The organism is Faecalibacterium sp. An58 (assembly GCF_002161515.1).
GTDB lineage: Bacteria > Bacillota > Clostridia > Oscillospirales > Ruminococcaceae > Faecalibacterium > Faecalibacterium avium.
The window spans coordinates 24,206-40,065 of the sequence record NZ_NFHX01000006.1; the positions used below are offsets into that span (position 1 = coordinate 24,206).

At 64.4% G+C, this 15,860-nt stretch carries 14 protein-coding genes and 2 tRNA genes; 7 read left to right on the plus strand and 9 right to left on the minus strand.

The window, feature by feature from the left end; genetic code table 11:
* Window positions 1–936 carry an AEC family transporter gene (locus tag B5G12_RS06210; protein WP_087324286.1) on the minus strand — a complete coding sequence of 312 codons (936 nt, stop codon included), beginning with the start codon at window positions 934–936 and terminating at the stop codon, window positions 1–3.
* 191 nt (window positions 937–1,127) lie between these two features.
* Between B5G12_RS06210 and B5G12_RS06215 the strand changes: the two genes are divergently transcribed.
* The 3 genes from B5G12_RS06215 to B5G12_RS06225 all read left to right on the plus strand — a co-directional run bounded on the left by B5G12_RS06215 (window position 1,128) and on the right by B5G12_RS06225 (window position 2,327).
* Window positions 1,128–1,202 (plus strand) — tRNA-Glu (locus tag B5G12_RS06215).
* Window positions 1,203–1,233: 31 nt separating this feature from the next.
* Window positions 1,234–1,310 (plus strand) — tRNA-Asn (locus tag B5G12_RS06220).
* A gap of 117 nt (window positions 1,311–1,427) precedes the next feature.
* Entirely contained in the window at window positions 1,428–2,327 is a 900-nt protein-coding gene (locus B5G12_RS06225; RefSeq protein ID WP_087324287.1) for a poly(ethylene terephthalate) hydrolase family protein, read from the plus strand.
* Window positions 2,328–2,410: 83 nt separating this feature from the next.
* On the opposite strand, the gene thrS is transcribed toward B5G12_RS06225, so the two are convergent.
* From thrS to B5G12_RS06240, 3 genes are all read right to left on the minus strand, one after another.
* Entirely contained in the window at window positions 2,411–4,198 is a 1,788-nt protein-coding gene (gene thrS, locus B5G12_RS06230; RefSeq protein WP_087231364.1) for a threonine--tRNA ligase, read from the minus strand.
* 850 nt (window positions 4,199–5,048) lie between these two features.
* Entirely contained in the window at window positions 5,049–5,528 is a 480-nt protein-coding gene (locus tag B5G12_RS06235) for a DUF1622 domain-containing protein (RefSeq protein WP_087324288.1), read from the minus strand.
* Window positions 5,529–5,552: 24 nt separating this feature from the next.
* Window positions 5,553–6,191, minus strand: a complete 639-nt coding sequence (locus B5G12_RS06240) for an RpiB/LacA/LacB family sugar-phosphate isomerase (RefSeq protein WP_087231370.1) — start codon at window positions 6,189–6,191, stop codon at window positions 5,553–5,555.
* 411 nt (window positions 6,192–6,602) lie between these two features.
* On the opposite strand from B5G12_RS06240, the gene B5G12_RS06245 reads away from it, so the two are divergent.
* Window positions 6,603–7,289 (plus strand): hypothetical protein, encoded by a 687-nt coding sequence (locus B5G12_RS06245; RefSeq protein ID WP_087324289.1) that lies wholly within the window; start codon window positions 6,603–6,605, stop codon window positions 7,287–7,289.
* A 75-nt stretch (window positions 7,290–7,364) separates the two neighbouring features.
* On the opposite strand, the gene B5G12_RS06250 is transcribed toward B5G12_RS06245, so the two are convergent.
* From B5G12_RS06250 to B5G12_RS06260, 3 genes are read right to left on the minus strand one after another with little or no spacing between them, the layout of a single operon-like run.
* Complete coding sequence (locus tag B5G12_RS06250; RefSeq protein ID WP_087324290.1) at window positions 7,365–8,369, minus strand: putative ABC transporter permease; 1,005 nt, start codon at window positions 8,367–8,369, stop codon at window positions 7,365–7,367.
* Between the two features lie 37 nt (window positions 8,370–8,406).
* Window positions 8,407–9,147 (minus strand): tRNA (guanosine(46)-N7)-methyltransferase TrmB, encoded by a 741-nt coding sequence (trmB, locus tag B5G12_RS06255; protein ID WP_087324291.1) that lies wholly within the window; start codon window positions 9,145–9,147, stop codon window positions 8,407–8,409.
* Between the two features lie 36 nt (window positions 9,148–9,183).
* Complete coding sequence (locus tag B5G12_RS06260) at window positions 9,184–10,362, minus strand: alanyl-tRNA editing protein (RefSeq protein ID WP_087324339.1); 1,179 nt, start codon at window positions 10,360–10,362, stop codon at window positions 9,184–9,186.
* Window positions 10,363–10,596: 234 nt separating this feature from the next.
* Between B5G12_RS06260 and malQ the strand changes: the two genes are divergently transcribed.
* The 3 genes from malQ (at window position 10,597) to B5G12_RS06275 (ending at window position 13,808) form a co-directional block, all read left to right on the plus strand.
* Window positions 10,597–12,198: a 4-alpha-glucanotransferase gene (malQ, locus tag B5G12_RS06265; RefSeq protein WP_275532639.1), complete on the plus strand. Its 1,602-nt coding sequence runs from the start codon at window positions 10,597–10,599 to the stop codon at window positions 12,196–12,198.
* Window positions 12,199–12,459: 261 nt separating this feature from the next.
* A complete protein-coding gene (locus B5G12_RS06270; RefSeq protein ID WP_087324293.1) occupies window positions 12,460–13,275 on the plus strand; it encodes a GGDEF domain-containing protein in 816 nt (271 codons plus the stop codon).
* A 92-nt stretch (window positions 13,276–13,367) separates the two neighbouring features.
* Entirely contained in the window at window positions 13,368–13,808 is a 441-nt protein-coding gene (locus B5G12_RS06275; RefSeq protein WP_087231391.1) for a hypothetical protein, read from the plus strand.
* A 112-nt stretch (window positions 13,809–13,920) separates the two neighbouring features.
* On the opposite strand, the gene B5G12_RS06280 is transcribed toward B5G12_RS06275, so the two are convergent.
* Together B5G12_RS06280 and ychF are read right to left on the minus strand one after the other, a co-directional pair.
* A complete protein-coding gene (locus B5G12_RS06280; RefSeq protein WP_087324294.1) occupies window positions 13,921–14,604 on the minus strand; it encodes a 5'-methylthioadenosine/adenosylhomocysteine nucleosidase in 684 nt (227 codons plus the stop codon).
* A gap of 13 nt (window positions 14,605–14,617) precedes the next feature.
* Window positions 14,618–15,751: a redox-regulated ATPase YchF gene (gene ychF, locus B5G12_RS06285; protein WP_087231397.1), complete on the minus strand. Its 1,134-nt coding sequence runs from the start codon at window positions 15,749–15,751 to the stop codon at window positions 14,618–14,620.
* Between the last annotated feature and the right edge of the window lie 109 nt (window positions 15,752–15,860).

The following is a 15,860-nucleotide window of genomic DNA, read 5'->3' on the forward strand; positions in this document are numbered from 1 at the left end:
TCACCCCATCATCTGGACCAGCAGGGCGCACAAGGGCAGGGTGAAGATGGACAGCAGGGTGGACGCGACCACCGCGCCGGCGCCCAGCTGCTCGTCGTAGCGGAACTGCACCGCAAACACCGATGTGATGGCAGCGCAGGGGCAGGCCTCCAGCAGGATCACCACCGCGCCCACCATCCCGCCGGTGCCGGTGGCCATGCAGAGCAAAAAGGACACGGCGGGGATGACCGCCATCCGCAGAACGAGGATCAGCCACAGCCTGCCGCTGCGTATGACCGCGCGCAGGTCGCTGGTGGCGATGATGGCGCCGGTGATCAGCATGGACAGGGGGGTATTCATGGCCCCCAGCAGGCTGATGGGCTGGGCGATCAGGGCGGGGACCGGGATCTGACCCAGATAGAGCGCCAGGCCGACTGCCACCGCCAGAAGGGCCGGCTTTTTGGCCAGTTCCAGCAGGGGGTTGCCCTGGCTCGCCTTGGGGTCCAGGATGGCCATGCCTGCCGTCCAGATCAGAATATTGAAAAAGGTGTTGAAAATGCTGGCGTACAGGAGACCCTCGGCCCCGAACAGGGCCTCGATGAGGGGGAACCCCATATAGGCCGCGTTGGAAAAGGTGATGGCAAAACGGATCAGGGGCCGGTCCGGATGGCGCATCCGGCAGGTGAACGCCAGCGCCACGGCCAGCCCGGCCACAAGCACCCCCAGGCTGACCAGGGCGGTGCGCACCAGGTTGGCCAGGATCTCGGGGTCAAAGGCGGTCATGTAGGAGTTGACGATCATGGCGGGCACCACGATGTTCACGAGCAGGCTGGAAAAGCTGCGGCGTGCCCCGGCATCCAGGATATGGAACCGGACGGCCAGGTAGCCCACCAGGATCAGCAGGAACATGACCAGCACCTGCTGCGCTGTAATAGAGACAAGATTTCCCTGAAACATAGATTTTCCTCACATCCCTCGGTTTTGGGCGGGCCGGGATCGCGGCCCTGGAACCCGCCTTTATTATACGCCGGGGGATGGGGCGGTGCAAGGAGTTTGTATACAACAAAAATCAAAAATTGACCCTTGACAACAAGCCCCGGCTGCGCTATAATAACCAAGTCGGGAGTCGCCTCCCGCCAGCTGAATAAGGCCCGTTGGTCAAGCGGTTAAGACAGAGGCCTCTCACGCCTTTAACATCGGTTCGATTCCGGTACGGGTCACCACGTATAAAACGGTTTGCGCCGTTTTATAGATGCCTCTTTAGCTCAGTCGGTTAGAGCACCTGACTGTTAATCAGGGTGTCGCCTGTTCGAGTCAGGCAAGAGGCGCCATAAAGCGATGGACTTTGGTCCATCGCTTTTTCTTTTTGCCTTTCTCTGCGCCTCTTGCATCCTGCGGCGGCATATGGTACTCTGAATGTACAGAAACAGAGCGGAAAGGAGTGCAACATGAAGGAATTGCTGAAAAGGGCCGGGCTGGTCCTGCTGATGCTGGCGGCCGTCCGGGGGATCCTGGCCGGCTGGGCGGCGGCTCCCTCGGTGCCGGAGGACTATACCGGATCGGTAGCCACCGGCGGCCCGGTGGAAGCTGCATATCTGGCCATGGGCAGCTATGAGGTGGCCTGTACCACCGCTGCCGCTCCCCAGGAGGAGTGGGGCGACCTGGTGATGTATTACCCTGCCGAGCTGCCCCAGAGCCAGTCCCGCTACCCGGTGGTGGTGATGGTCAACGGCACGGGGGTGGGAGCCTCCAAATACCCCAGTCTGTTTGAACATTTGGCCTCCTGGGGGTTCATCGTGCTGGGTAGCGATGACCCCGGCACCTATGCGGGGGACTCGGCGGAAGCCGCTCTGACATGGCTGCTGGAAAAGAACGCAGACCCCGACAGCGTCTTTTATGACAAGGCAGACCTGGACCGGGTGGGGGCCTGCGGCCACTCACAGGGGGGCGTAGGGGTGTTCAACGCCATTGGGGCCACGCCCCATAAAGAGCTGTACCAATGCGCCGTCAGCCTGTCGCCCATCGACGTGGAGGTAGCCCGGGCCCTCAAAATGCCCTATGACCCCGCCGGCATCCGGGTGCCGGTCCTGATCCTGGCGTCGGCGAGCAAGGACGTGATCCAGATGGAGGGCCTGCAGCAGCTGTACGACCGGATCGACGCCCCCAAGGTCCTGGCACGCCGGAAGGCGGAAGGCCACGGGGAGATGCTGTACAGCGCCGACGGCTATGTGACCGCCTGGTTCATGTGGCAGCTGCAAGGGGACGAGAGGGCCGCCGCGGCCTTTACAGGCCCTGCGCCCGAACTGCTGGCGAACCCCTTGTACCAGGACCAGCGGATCGACCTGTGAGCCGAAACGAGAAAAACGCCCCGCCGTGCGTCTTGTGGGAACAGCACGGCGGGGCGTTGTGTTGTCGGATGGGTGGGGCGGGATCAGGCGTGGGTGCGGTTGGCGATTTCATCGCAGACCTGCCGGATGAAGGCGTCCAGCTCCATCACGGTGGTGTCGCCCTTGCGGTCGCGGACCGAGATGTTGCCGGCCTCGGCCTCCTTGGCGCCCAGCACCAGCATATAGGGCACACGGTCCACCTGCTGGGCCTGGCGGATCTTGTAGCCGATCTTCTCGTTGTCGCTGTCCAGCACCACGCGGATGCCGGCAGAGGCCAGCTTGTCGGTCACTTCGCTGGCGTAGTCGAGGGTCTTTTCGGACACAGGCAGCACCTTGACCTGGGTGGGGGCCAGCCAGGTGGGGAAGCGGCCCTTGGTCTCCTCGATCAGGTAGGCCATGAAGCGGTCGATGGAGCCCAGGATGGCGCGGTGCAGCACCACGGGGGTCTTTTCGGTGCCGTCGGTGTCCACATAGGTCAGGTGGAACTTGGCGGGCAGGCAGAAGTCCAGCTGGCAGGTGGACAGAGTGTACTCGGCGCCCACGGCGGGCTTGACGTTGACGTCCAGCTTGGGGCCATAGAAGGCGGCCTCGCCGATCTCCTCGGTGAAGTCGATGCCCAGTTCGGTCAGCACCTCCCGCAGGGCGGTCTCGGCGTGGTCCCACATGGCGTCGTCGTCGTGGTATTTCTTCTTGTCGTTGGGGTCCCGCAGGCTGAGCACGCAGCGATAGTCGGTGATGCCGAAGTCCCGGTACACCTCAAAGATCAGGTCGCAGACGTTGGCCACCTCGCTCTTGATCTGGCTGGGGGTGACGAACAGATGGGCGTCGTTCTGGCAGAAGTGGCGGCCGCGCTCGATGCCCTTCAGGGTGCCGCTGGCCTCGTAGCGGAAGTCATGGGCGATCTCGCCGATGCGGATGGGCAGCTGCCGGTAGGAGTGGGGACGGTTGGCGTAGATCATCATGTGGTGGGGGCAGTTCATGGGGCGCAGCACATAGCTCTCGCCCTCCATCTCCATGGCGGGGAACATATTCTCCCGGTAGTGGTCCCAGTGGCCGGAGGTCTTGTAGAGGTTGACGGTGCCCACGCAGGGGGTCATGACGTGCTGGTAGCCGCGGGCGCGCTCTTTGGCCTTGATATAGTTTTCCAGCTCCTGCCAGACCACATAGCCGTTGGGCAGGAACATGGGCAGGCCGCGGCCCACCAGGTCGTCGGTCATGAACAGCTGCATTTCCTTGCCGATCTTGCGGTGATCCCGGGCGCGGGCCTCCTCCTGCTGCTTCTCCCAGGCATCCAGCTCTTCCTGGGTGCGGAAGGCCACGCCGTTGATGCGGGTCAGCATCTGGTTTTCCTTGTCGCCCTTCCAGTAGGCGCCCGACTGCTGGGTGATCTTGAAGGCTTTCAGGCCCTTGGTGTAGGTCAGGTGGGGTCCGATGCACATATCAACGTACTCGCCCTGCTGGAAGAAGCTGATCTCGGCGTCCTCGGGCAGGTCGCCGATGTGCTCCACCTTGAACTTCTCCTTGCGCTCCTCCATCAGCTGGATGGCCTGGGGGCGGGGCAGGATGAAGGGCTTGATGGCCAGATTCTCCTTGGTGATCTTGCGCATCTCCTTCTCGATGGCGGCCAGGTCCTCGTCGGAGAGCTTTTTGTCGCCCAGGTCTACATCGTAGTAGAAGCCGTTGTCGGTGGCGGGGCCGTAGCCAAAGTCAGCCTCGGGATAGAGGCGCTTGATGGCCTGGGCCATGATGTGGGCGGCGGTGTGACGCAGGACGTGCAGCTCCTGGTCCTGGGGGCACTCGGCAACGGTGCCGTCTTTGTAGATGATCTTCATGGCGGTTTTCCTTTCTTCTCGGGTTCAAAAGTAAACAAAAAGACGCTTCATCCCGCAAACAGCCTACACGGGATGAAGCGCCGGTATCCACATTTGGCCGGACCGCTCCACGGTTCCACCCGAATTGCGCAGCCCTGGGGCCGCGCCTCTCGCTGTGCTGTAACGGGCACGCCCGGCAGAGGTTCGCCTCTGCGCTCCGCGGTGGTAAGGGGCGGCCGGACGCCGGGCTGCTTGCAGCACGCCGCGCCTGCGGCGGCAGCCCTCTCTGCTGTGTCCAGGATCCGCTCCTGATGGTCCGCATCCAAGGGGGCTGCGCCCCCTCGCGCTTTGACAGGATGAAACTGGGATGTATCGGAGAAGCCGCCCGCAAGGCCGGACGAACGCCGGGAAGGTGCAGATGCACCGCTTCCCCGGCAGAACGGGGCGGGGCAGGGGCGTTTTCAGATACAGCCTGTGGTGATTGTAGCACACCTGCGGCAAAAATGCAAGCGGCAGCCTTGGCCGAGACACAAAACAGCCCCTGTCAGGCCGAAGAAGGCGGGGGGACAGGGGCTGCTTTGCTTTGTGCATCTGGTAAAAGGAAAGAAAAAGAAGAAGGAGAATGCCCTGCGCGCCGCGCCTGTGTGGCAGGGCGGCCTGCCGCTGAGAGAGCCCTCTATCCTCTCCCAACGGGGGCGTATGGGCAGCGGAAAGCAAAAAGGCGCTCACAGACCTTGTCTGTAAGCGCCTTTGCTTTCCGCGATGCCAGTATAGCCCGCTTTGTAGGAAATGTCAAGGAGAGACGGCAGATTTTGTCTGATTCCACAGCGCTTCCAAAAAAGACCGCTGCTGGCTCGTCAAAATGCCAAAATCACTCCCCGCGGCTGCCGGGGTCCTGGTCCTGGCCGCCGTCCCGGTCCTGCCAGGGCCACACAAAGGCGCGGGACTGGCGCACGGCGCGCTGTTCGGCCCGGTGCTCGTCCCGCTTGGCCTCGGCCCGTTCGGCCCGTTCCGACCGCATTTCCACCCGCAGCAAAATGCTCATCAGGGCGCGGGAACCGAAGGTGGCCACCAGCAAAAGCACCGCATCCAGGCTGGGCAGCAGGATGGTCTTGGACACCTCGGCCGCCATCAGGAATTCCAGGGCGGTGATCAGGCCGGTGCTCATCTCGAGGTGGTAGTCGTAGTCATCATGGAACAGCACCACCCGCATGTAGTGGTAGGTGGTGCGCAGCAGGCTGACCACGATGATCAGCAGGCCGATCAGCTCGGCAATGCCCGAGATGAGGGGGACGGCCACCGCCAGGGCGGTATCCATCCCGATATCCATTTGCTCCAGCAGGTGCAGCATGGGGGCGGCTCCTTTCAAAAGGGGTTAGTCCAGCAGGGTCTTGACGTAGTCGGCCAGGGCCTGGTCCTTGCAGGCGGGGAAGAACAGCTGGCTGAACTGCTCGCCGGCCACGGCACCCTTGACCAGATCCTGATCGAGGCTCTTCAGGCAGTCGATGAGGGGACGGAAGGTCTGGGCCCGCACCCCGTCCAGGATCTTCTTGTTCCGCTGCTCGGGCTCCCGGCGCTCTTTGGGGTAGCCCTGGCCGTGGCCAAAGCCGAACAGCTTCTCGAAGATATACTCCAGGTTGAGCTCACCGCCCCAGCCAAAGCCTTTGGCAAAGGGCAGGGCCACGGCGTTGCCGTCGTTGACGTGGGCGAAGGTGTAGGCGTCCACAGGGTCCTCCACATGGCCGCACAGCACCCCGGGGAAGCTGTTCAGAGCCAGCATGGCGCCCTCGCCGGTGCCGCAGCCGGTGACCACATAATCGGCGGCGCCGCTGTTGAGCAGGATGGCGGCCAGGATGCCGTTCTGGACATAGGTCAGCTGGGCGGCGTCATCGGCGGCGTACATGCCGTAGTTGACCACTTCGTGGCCCATGGGCTCCACCGCCTTCTTGAGGGCGGCCAGGATGATGCCGTTCTTGGCGGCCTGGCTGTTTTCGTTGATAAGCGCGATCTTCATCAGGATGAACCTCCGTTTTCTCCCTGCAGTCCGGCCGGACGGCGGGCCGCAGCTGAAACTTTTGCATACATCTCTCAGTGTACCGGTTTTGGGCCGGAAAGTCAATGGACCTCCCAAAAAGGCCGCCGCCCTTTGGGCGGGCGGCGGATGCGGTCACGGCTGGTCCGGGTCTGCGTAGTAGGGGCAGTCCAGGCCCAGGGCGCACAGCTGGGTGCGGCCGGCGCCGCAAGGGGATAAGGGCAGAAAAACGCCCCATCGCCCGGCGTCTAAAAAAGGACGTAACGTATGAAAAATCCTGGGCCTTGATTGACACATCCCGCCCCCTGTGATAGAATCAAACCAGGATCAAAATGCTGCCGCAGCCGTCTTTGGGGCCGGGGCGGCGTATCAAATGTGAAGGAGGACATCCCTATGTCTTGCAAGATCTCCCGCAGAAACTTTATGAGGTGCGCCGGCATAGGCGCCCTGGCCCTGGCGTCCAGCAGCCTTTTGGGCGGATGCACCCGCTTTGATACCGAATATGGCCTGAACGAAGTGGCATCCTGGACCGACAAGAAGGGCGGCACGTTCACCATGGCCATCACCCAGGCGCGGGAGATCACCGCGGGCCGCAACGAGGACCTGGCGGAGAATTTCCAGCTCAAGATCGACGACAACCAGCGGTATGTCTATCTGCACATCGAGGTGAACAACAACACCGGCGAGGAGATCGAGCTGTACAACAAGCGGTACAGCATCGACTGGTTCGAGCGGAACTACACCGACGAGGTGATCCGCGACCACTTCTATGAGTCGGAGGAGGATGCCGACGTGCGGACCACCTATCCCAACGCCAACAAGATGGTGGACGCGCCGGCCGTGCTGTGGGCCTACAACAACGGCCTGTACCTCAACGGCCGGGGCAACTTCGGCGTAGTCTGCTACACCGGCACCGCCGGCGAGCCCCGGGAGGCCCAGACCTGGGCCGACATCCCCGAGGGCGCATCCTACCTCGACTGCATCGGTCAGATCACCGAGAACCTCCAGACCTTCCGTCTGGTCTACCGTCTGGCCGGCCAGGAAGTCAACTTCGTGCTGTATCCCTCCCAGTTCGCCTGAGGCGGGGACCATCCCAAACATATACAAACACCGGGCTGCTGCGGGGCGTCATCCCCCGGCGGCCCGGTGTTTTTGTCATTTATCCCTGTCCTCCCGGCTGCCGGGGCCGCGCCCGCCCTGGAGCTGGCGGCGCAGAGCGTCCAGCGAGAGGCGGCGGCTGCCATGGCGCAGCCGCGGGAAGGCGTTCAGCAGGCGGCCCGGGCTGAAGGGGCCGCGGCGCTGCAGCTGCGCCTGGAGCTGGGCCTGCATCTCCTCCGCGCGGGCCTCCAGCTCGGCCGCCAGGCGGGCCAGCCGCTGCTGCTGTTCGGCGCCGCTGGGCAGGGCCATCCGGGCGGCCTGGATGGCCTCCTCCGCCTTGGCGCGGGCGGCCCGGGTCATCTGGCGCATCTCATGGACCGACAGCCTGGCCCCGGCGGTGCGCAGTTCGGCCCCCGCCAGCTTGAGCTGCAGCCGGCTCTCGTCCAGCTTCTGGTCGGCGTCCATGGCGGTGGAACCGATCAGCCCGGTCATGGCGTCGCTGACGGCGTGGATGCCGTCGGCGATCTTTTCCAGGGCCTCCAGTTCGGCGGCCAGGCCGGCTGCGGCGATGGTGGTGGCCACCAGATCCGCGGCGTACACCAGGTACAGCGCGCCGATGAGGACCCACCCCAGGGTGACGGGCACAAAGTCCACCAGGGCGGCCACCGTGGGGTGAACCAGCTTCATCACAAACACCGCCCCCAGCCCCCAGTACAGGGAGAACTCCAGGCAGATGTAGCCCCCGAGGTTGAAGGGCCGGTCGGTGTAGTCCCACCAGCGGGTGTGGTACAGGCGGTAGAGCACCCAGCCTCCCGCCAGCTCGATGAGGCTGGGGATGAGCATCCCGCCGGCAAACAGAAGCAGGTTGTTGTCCAGGACCGGACGCAGCAAAAACAGGAGGGCCAGCATCCCGAAGCCGTAGATGGGGCAGACGGGCCCGTTCAAAAATCCGCGGTTGACCAGTTTGCCGGTGGTGACGGCGGCATAGGCCACCTCGACGCACCACCCCAGGCAGGAGTAGATCAGAAAATAGGCTGCGATCTGATAAAAGGTGAAGGGCATGGCGTGCCTCCCGAGTCAGGATGTGTGGTGCGGCGGATCAGTCCGCGCCGGCGGGGGTGGGTCCTTCGGGGGCGGCCCGGCGCTTGGGCTCCACCCAGGTGACGCTGTCCGGGCCGGGCAGCTTGCGGGCGATGAGGGCCTTGATCTTGATGCCCATTTCGGTGAACATCCCCTCGTGTTCGGTGCGGATGTTCCAGGCGGGCTCGTCCTGGTGCAGGTCGTACGTCTGCCAGGTGATCTCGTACCCCGCCGCGGGGAAATAGCCCAGGCTGTCCCGGAACAGATCGTCGTCGTCGGTCTTGAAATAGATCTCGCCCCCGTCGGCCAAAAAGTCCCGGTATTGGATCAGCTGCCGGGGATGGGTCAGCCGGTGCTTGTTGGAGGAGGCATTTTTGCTCCAGGGGTTGCAGAAATTGATATAGATCCGGCTGACTGTGTCCTCGGGGGAGAGGATGGTGCGGATCCGCTCGATGTCCACGCTCATGATCCGCACGTTGTCGATGGGGCGGCCGGCGGCAGCGTAGGCGGCCTCGATCTTCCGCTTGGCCAGGATCAGCACCTTGTCGGTGATGTCGATGCCCAGGTAGTTGTTTTCGGGGTGGGCGGCGGCCAGCTGGGAGATGAACCCTCCCTTGCCGCAGCCCAGCTCCAGGACCAGAGGCTGCTGGGGCCGGGCAAACTGCTGGTGCCACTGGCCCTGCAGGTGGAAGGGGTCGTGGATGTGGAAATCGGCGGCCAGAAGCTCTGCCCGCGCGTAAGGCTTGAAACGCATGCGCATGGTGTTTTGTTCTCCTTGTCGTATCGCAAATAAGATTCAGCGGCCCGCCAGGAAGGCGGCCACATCCTGGGCCTGTCCGGCGCAGCTGCCCTGGCAGATGGCGGGCTTGCCCCCGCCCCGGCCCGCAAAGGCGGCGTTGAGGGCTTTGACCAGGGGGCGGACATCCCCCTCCCGGTGGGCCAGGCAGTAGCCGCAGCCCTTTTCGGTGGGGGTCAGGGCGGCGCACAGGCCGTCGGTGGCCTGGGTCAGCCGCAAAGCCAGCCGGTGCAGCCCGTCGGGGTCCAGGCCGGGCACCAGACGGATGGCGTCCCCGTGGGGGTCCGCCGCTTCCGCCAGGGCGTCAAACAGCTGGCTGCACACCCCATAGTGGAGGTACTGCAGGTCGGTCAGCTCTTTGTGCATCCGGCGCACCGCGTTGGCGGTCTCGGCGGGCTTGGCGCTCAGCTCGGCCACGATCTGGCTCTGACGGGCCTGCATGGCCTGCATCCCGGCCAGGGCCCGCGCCCCGCACAGCACCGCCAGGCGCATGCCGCCCTTGTAGTGCTCCGCCGAGACGATCTTGATCAGACCCACCTGGCCGGTGGTGGCGGTGTGGGTGCCGCAGCAGGCGCATACATCCGCCCCGGGGATGGTGACGATCCGCACCTGGCCCTGGATCTCCTTTTTGCTGCGGTAGGACATCTGCGCCAGCTGGCGGGGGTCGGGATAGCTGACCTGCACCGGCAGGTCCTGCCAGACAAAGCGGTTGGCTTCGGTCTCGGCCTGCAGCAGACCCTCGGGGCTGATGGGGACGCTGGTGTCCATCCGCACCGCCTCGCTGCCGATGTGGAAGCCCACGTTCTCGGCGCCGAACAGCCGGTGCAGGGTGCCCGACAGGATGTGTTCGCCGGTGTGCTGCTGCATCTTGTCGAACCGCCAGTCCCAGTCGATCTGCTGGGTCACCTCGGCCCCGGGGACGGCGGCGGGGGGCAAAGCGTCCACCCGGTGCCAGATCACCCCGTCCTTTTCATGGACATCGGTGACGGCAAGGCGGGCGCCGTCCGGCAGGGTCAGGGTGCCCCGGTCGGCGGGCTGGCCGCCCCCCTCGGGATAAAAGACGGTGCCCTCAAAGGCGATGCGGCCTCCGCCCCCCGGCAGGGGCTCTGCGGCCAGGATGAGGGAGGACGCCCGGGTGCGGTAGGCGTCCTGCTGATAGTAGGTTTGGGTGCGGTGCATGGTCAATGATCCCCTCTCTGAATCTGTGGCGCGGCCGGGCCGGCCGGCTGCTCTGCAAAGCCCTGCGGGCCGGGCAGATATAACCCAGTATACCACGATTTTTGCCTGTGGAAAATAGCCAGCAGTTGTGTTATCATAAGAAAAGATGCAGGGTGCGCCCGAAAAGCTGCGATCCGGGGCCCCGGCCGGGCCCGGCGGCCGCTTTGGCGCGCCCCCAGGCCGCACCTGCAAGCGCTGCGGCGCGTTGAAAAAAGAGAGGAACGGAACATCATGCGTGAAAGTGGAATTTTGATGCCGGTCTCCAGCCTGCCAGGCCCCTATGGGATCGGCTGTTTCAGTGCGGAGGCAGTGAAATTTGTGGATTTCCTGGCGGCGGCAGGCCAGAGCATCTGGCAGATCCTGCCCCTCAGCCCCACCGGCTATGGGGACAGCCCCTATCAGAGCTGCTCCGCCTTTGCGGGCAACCCCTATTTCATCGATCTGGAAGCCCTGTGCCAGGAGGGGCTGCTGGACCGGGACCAGCTGGACGAGGCAGACTTTGGCTCGGACCCCGAGGCGGTGGACTACGGCGCGCTGTACAACGGCCGCTATGCCCTGCTGCGGGCCGCCTACGCCGCTTGGCGGGCATCCTGCCGGGGGCGCTATGGCTGCGGGATGTACTATCCCGACGACTACTACGCCTTCACCCTGGCCAGCGAGGGCTGGCTGGATGATTACGCCCTCTATATGGCCCTGAAAGCGGCCTACGAGATGAAGCCCTGGACCCAGTGGCCCAAAGAGTACCGCCTGCGGGACCCGGAGGCCCTGGCCCGGTACGTCGGGGAGCACGAGGAAGAGATCGGCTTTTGGAAGTTCCTCCAGTACCAGTTTGACAAGCAGTGGAAAAAGCTGAAAGCCTATGCCAACGGCAAGGGCGTCCAGATCCTGGGGGATATGCCCATCTATGTCTCGGCGGATTCGGTGGACGCCTGGGTGGGCGGCAGCCTGTTCGAGCTGGACGGCGAGGGCAACTTCGCTCGTGTGGCGGGCTGCCCCCCGGATTACTTTGCGGCGGACGGCCAGCTGTGGGGCAACCCCCTGTACGACTGGGACTACCACCGCCGCACCGGCTTTGCCTGGTGGATCAAGCGGGTGCGCCACGCCGCCGCCATCTACGACCTGGTGCGGATCGACCACTTCCGCGGCTTTGACAGCTACTGGGCGGTCCCGGCGGGCAGCGCCACGGCCAAGACCGGCCGGTGGGAAAAAGGCCCCGGCATGGAGCTGTTCCGCGCCCTGGAGAATGCGCTGGGCCGGCTTCCCATCATCGCGGAGGATCTGGGCGACCTGAACGACAGCGTCCGGCAGCTGCTGGCCGACAGCGGCTTCCCCGGCATGAAGGTGCTCCAATTCGCGTTCACCGGCGGGGACAATGAGTATCTGCCCCACAACCACATCCGCAACTGCGTGGTCTATCCCGGCACCCACGACAACACCACCATCAGCGCCTGGTGGGACCATGTGGCCACCAAGGCCGAAAAGCAGAACGCCGCCGCCTACCTGCACATGACCAGCGCCATCAAGCCCACCGCCGCCCAGGCCGCCGCCGTCAAGACCGCCACGGCCCGGCAGTACCTGCTGCGCGCCGCTTTGGGTTCGGCGGCCAGCCGCGCCATCATCCCCCTGTACGATTGGCTGGGCCTGGGGGAACAAGCGCACCTGAACACCCCCGGCCGCCTGGGCGGCAACTGGGCCTGGCGGGCCAAACCGGGCTTTGATACCCCGGCTCTGGCGGCAGAAATCCGGCAGGAATGCGAGGTCTGCTGCCGCGTGAAGGATGTTCTTTTGGCAGAATGACAAACTTTTGCAGGCTGCCGCGAAATGTTGCCCGGCTGTCTGGAAATATTGCAGGCTTCGTGATATAATTTACATATGCTGGTTATTTAGACAAGTGGGCGGGCGTATGGCCTGCCCGGGCCTTTGCAAAGCCGGGGCACTGGGGGGATATCTAGGTGCTGCGCCGGCCTGCCGCATGGGCCGAAAAGGGAATTGCAGCCGTCCAAAGGGCTGCCGCTTGGCGGCCCTTGTGCGGGACGGCGCACAGCGGGGGAGCAGCTTATGGAAAAAGGATATACGGAACGGGGTCTGCAGGCGCTGACCCAAGCGCTGCAGGCTGTATTCGAAGACGTCAGCGTGGTGGAGCTGCCGCAGGAATGCGCAGACCACTGGCAGGACGATGCCGTGCAGGTGAGCTACGAGCAGGGCGGCGGACAGGTGAGCTGTGTGCTGCGCCGCCGCATCCTGGTGGACGGCGTCTGGTACGGCGTCCAGATGAGCGCTCCTCTGGCGGGCAACACTCTGCCGGAGGACCGGATGACCGAGCGGGAGCGGGAGCTGGTGCGGGAGGACATGAACCATGACTTCCTGACCGGCGCTTACAACCGGCGGTATATCGAGACGGTGTTCAGCGCCGAGCTGGAGGCGGACGTGCGGGCGGGCGGCCGTGTGGCCGCGGCCCTGGTCTCCCTGGATGGGGCCGACCGGCTGCAATACACTTATGGCCAGCCCGCCCTGGACCAGGTGGTGTGCACCATCGCCAACCAGTGGAAGAAGCACTACGACCAGCCCGGCAGCCGGATCGTCTGCCGGCTGCAGGGGGGCCTTTTGCTGATCGCCTGCGACAAGATGTCCGCCGCAGAGCTGAAAGAGGAGATGGCCCGCTATTACAGCGAGATGCCCTGCGAGTGCGTGGCCGGGACCGGCATGATGAACCGGATCTCCTACACCCTGTCCATCGGGGTGGCGGACACCGGGGAGCTGCCCCAGGGCTGCCGCTGCTGGGACGGGCTGTACCGCCTGTGCGGCCAGCGCCTGCGCACGGCATCGGAGGGGGGCGGCAACCGCATCTGCGCCGCAGAGGAAAAAGACGCCTGAATCATACCCGCTGTTGAATCATACAGCGCAGCTGCGCGAAGAATAAGAGCCTTCCTTTGGTACACCCTAATACCGAAGGGAGGCTTTTTTGGATGGAACACCAGAAAAACGACGACTTGAATATGCTGGAGGCAGTGGTGCAGAACACCGAGATGGGCAAGAACACCCTGGCCCAGATCCTGCCCATGGCCAGCGACCGCGGCTTCAAGGATGAGCTGATCCGCCAGCGCAGCGGCTACCAGGAACTGAACCAGGAGGCCCACGCCGGCCTCGACGCCCACGGGGGCCGCGCCCAGGGTCAGTCCGCCCTGGCCAAGCTGAACACCAGGATGGGCATTGGACTGAGGACCATGGCCGACCGCTCCACCCGCAACCTGGCCGAAATGCTGGCCGAGGGGAGCAGCCAGGGCGTGATGGACTGCATCAAGTGCCAGCGGGATTACCCCAACGCCACCCCCGGCACCAAGGACCTGATGCGCAGGCTGCAGGCCTTTCAGGAGGCCAACCGCCTCAAACTCGAGCAGTTCCTTTGAAACCCGGCCGCGCCAAAACCTCAACAGCGAGGATAAAAGGACGCAGAAAAAACAAAAAACGCTGTCCGCCCCACGCCGGGACGGGCAGCGTTTGCTGTATGGGGGATTTGGGTCACAGCCGCTCGATCATCCCCGCCACGATCCGGGTGGCGGTGGCTACATATTCCGCGATGCTGAAGTCACGGACCACCAGCACCTCGTAGCCGTCCTCGTCGGCGTTGTCGCTCATGGCACGCAGGATGACACAGGGCACGCCGTTCTTGGCCGCGATCTGGCTGACGGCGGCACCCTCCATCTCCACGCAGTCGGGGGCGCATTTGGCGGCGATGGCCGCCTTGGAAGCACTGTCCCCAATGAACAGATCGCCCGTTGCAATACGGCCTGTAATATAGTGCACCCCTGCCTCAGTGCAGGCGGCCTCGGCGGCTGCGATCAGGGCCGGGTCGCCGGTGTATTCGGTGAGGTAGGGCGGGTTCTGGCTGATCATATCCAGCTGGGCGTCGTGGTAAAAGACGGTCTTGCCGATCACCACATCCCCGATGCCGACCTTATCGGTCATGTTGCCGGCGATGCCCGAAAAGATGATCTGTCCGGCGCCGTACCGGGTGATGAGCACCTGGGTGGCAGCGGCGGCATTGGCCTTGCCCATGCCGGCACAGCATACCACCACCGGACGGCCCGCCAGGGCGCCCTTGTGGTAGCGCACCCCGCCGTAGTCCTCCACCGTCACGCCGGAGAGCCTGGCGCACAGCTGATCCACTTCTTCGGGCATGGCGCCCATGATGCCAAAGACCATCCTGTCTACCCCCTTAGACATTGAACAGGAACTCGATCACGTCCCCGTCCTGTACGATGTATTCCTTGCCCTCGGTGTGCTGCAGGCCCTTGGCCTTGACGGCGGCGTAGTCGAAACCGGCGGCTTCCAGGTCGGGATAGTGGATGACGCTGGCCCGGATGAAGCCCCGCTCGAAGTCGCTGTGGATCTTGCCGGCGGCCTGGGGGGCCTTGGTGCCCTTGCGGATGGTCCAGGCGCGGCACTCCTTTTTGCCGTCGGTGAGGAAGGAGATGAGGCCCAGCAGATCGTAGCTGGCGGTGATCAGGTTGTCCAGACCGCTGGCCTGGATGCCCATTTCGGCCAGGAACGCCTTCTTTTCCTCGGGGCTGTAATCGGCGATGTCTTCCTCGGTGCGGGCGCAGATGGGGATCACCTTGGCGCCCTCCTGGGCGGCCCGCTGGGACACCAGGGGGATGTAGCGATTGTTTTCGATGCCCTCCATCAGGTCGTCCTCGCCCACGTTGCAGGCGTAGAGCACGGGCTTTGCGCTCAGCAGGCCCATCTCGCGCAGCACGGCGGCCTGGTCGGCGTCGCTCTCGTCCCAGGCAAAGCTGCGGGCGGGCTTGCCCTCGCTCAAGTGGGCGGCCAGCTGTTCCAGCCAGGCGGCTTCGGCGGCGGCGCCCTTGTTGTTGCCGCTCTTGGCGGCCTTGGCCATCCGGCCGGCGCGGTTCTGCACCACTTCCAGGTCCGAGAGGATCAACTCGTAGTCGATGACGTCGATGTCGGCGATGGGGTCCACCGCCTCGGCCTTGGTGACGTCCTCCACCACATGGATGATGTTGTCGTCGTCAAAGCAGCGCACCACGTGCACCAGCGCGTCGCACTCCCGGATATGGCCCAGGAACTTGTTGCCCAGGCCCGCGCCCTGGGACGCGCCCTTGACCAGGCCCGCGATGTCCACGAACTCCACGATGGCGGGGGTCTTTTTGTTGGTCTGCCACACCTCGGCCAGCTTGTCCAGCCGGGGGTCGGGCACCGCCACGATGCCGCTGTTGGGCTCGATGGTGCAGAAGGGGTAGTTGGCCGCCTCGGCGTTGCGGGTCGAGGTGATGGCGTTGAAAAGGGTGGACTTGCCCACATTGGGCAGCCCGACGATGCCTAATTTCATAACTTGGAACTCCTTTATGGCAGCCCCGCAGCCGCAGAGGGCGGGGGCACGGTATGCTTACGCCTTTTATTATAAGCGCCGCAGCGCCTTTTGGCAAGGGCGCAAAAAG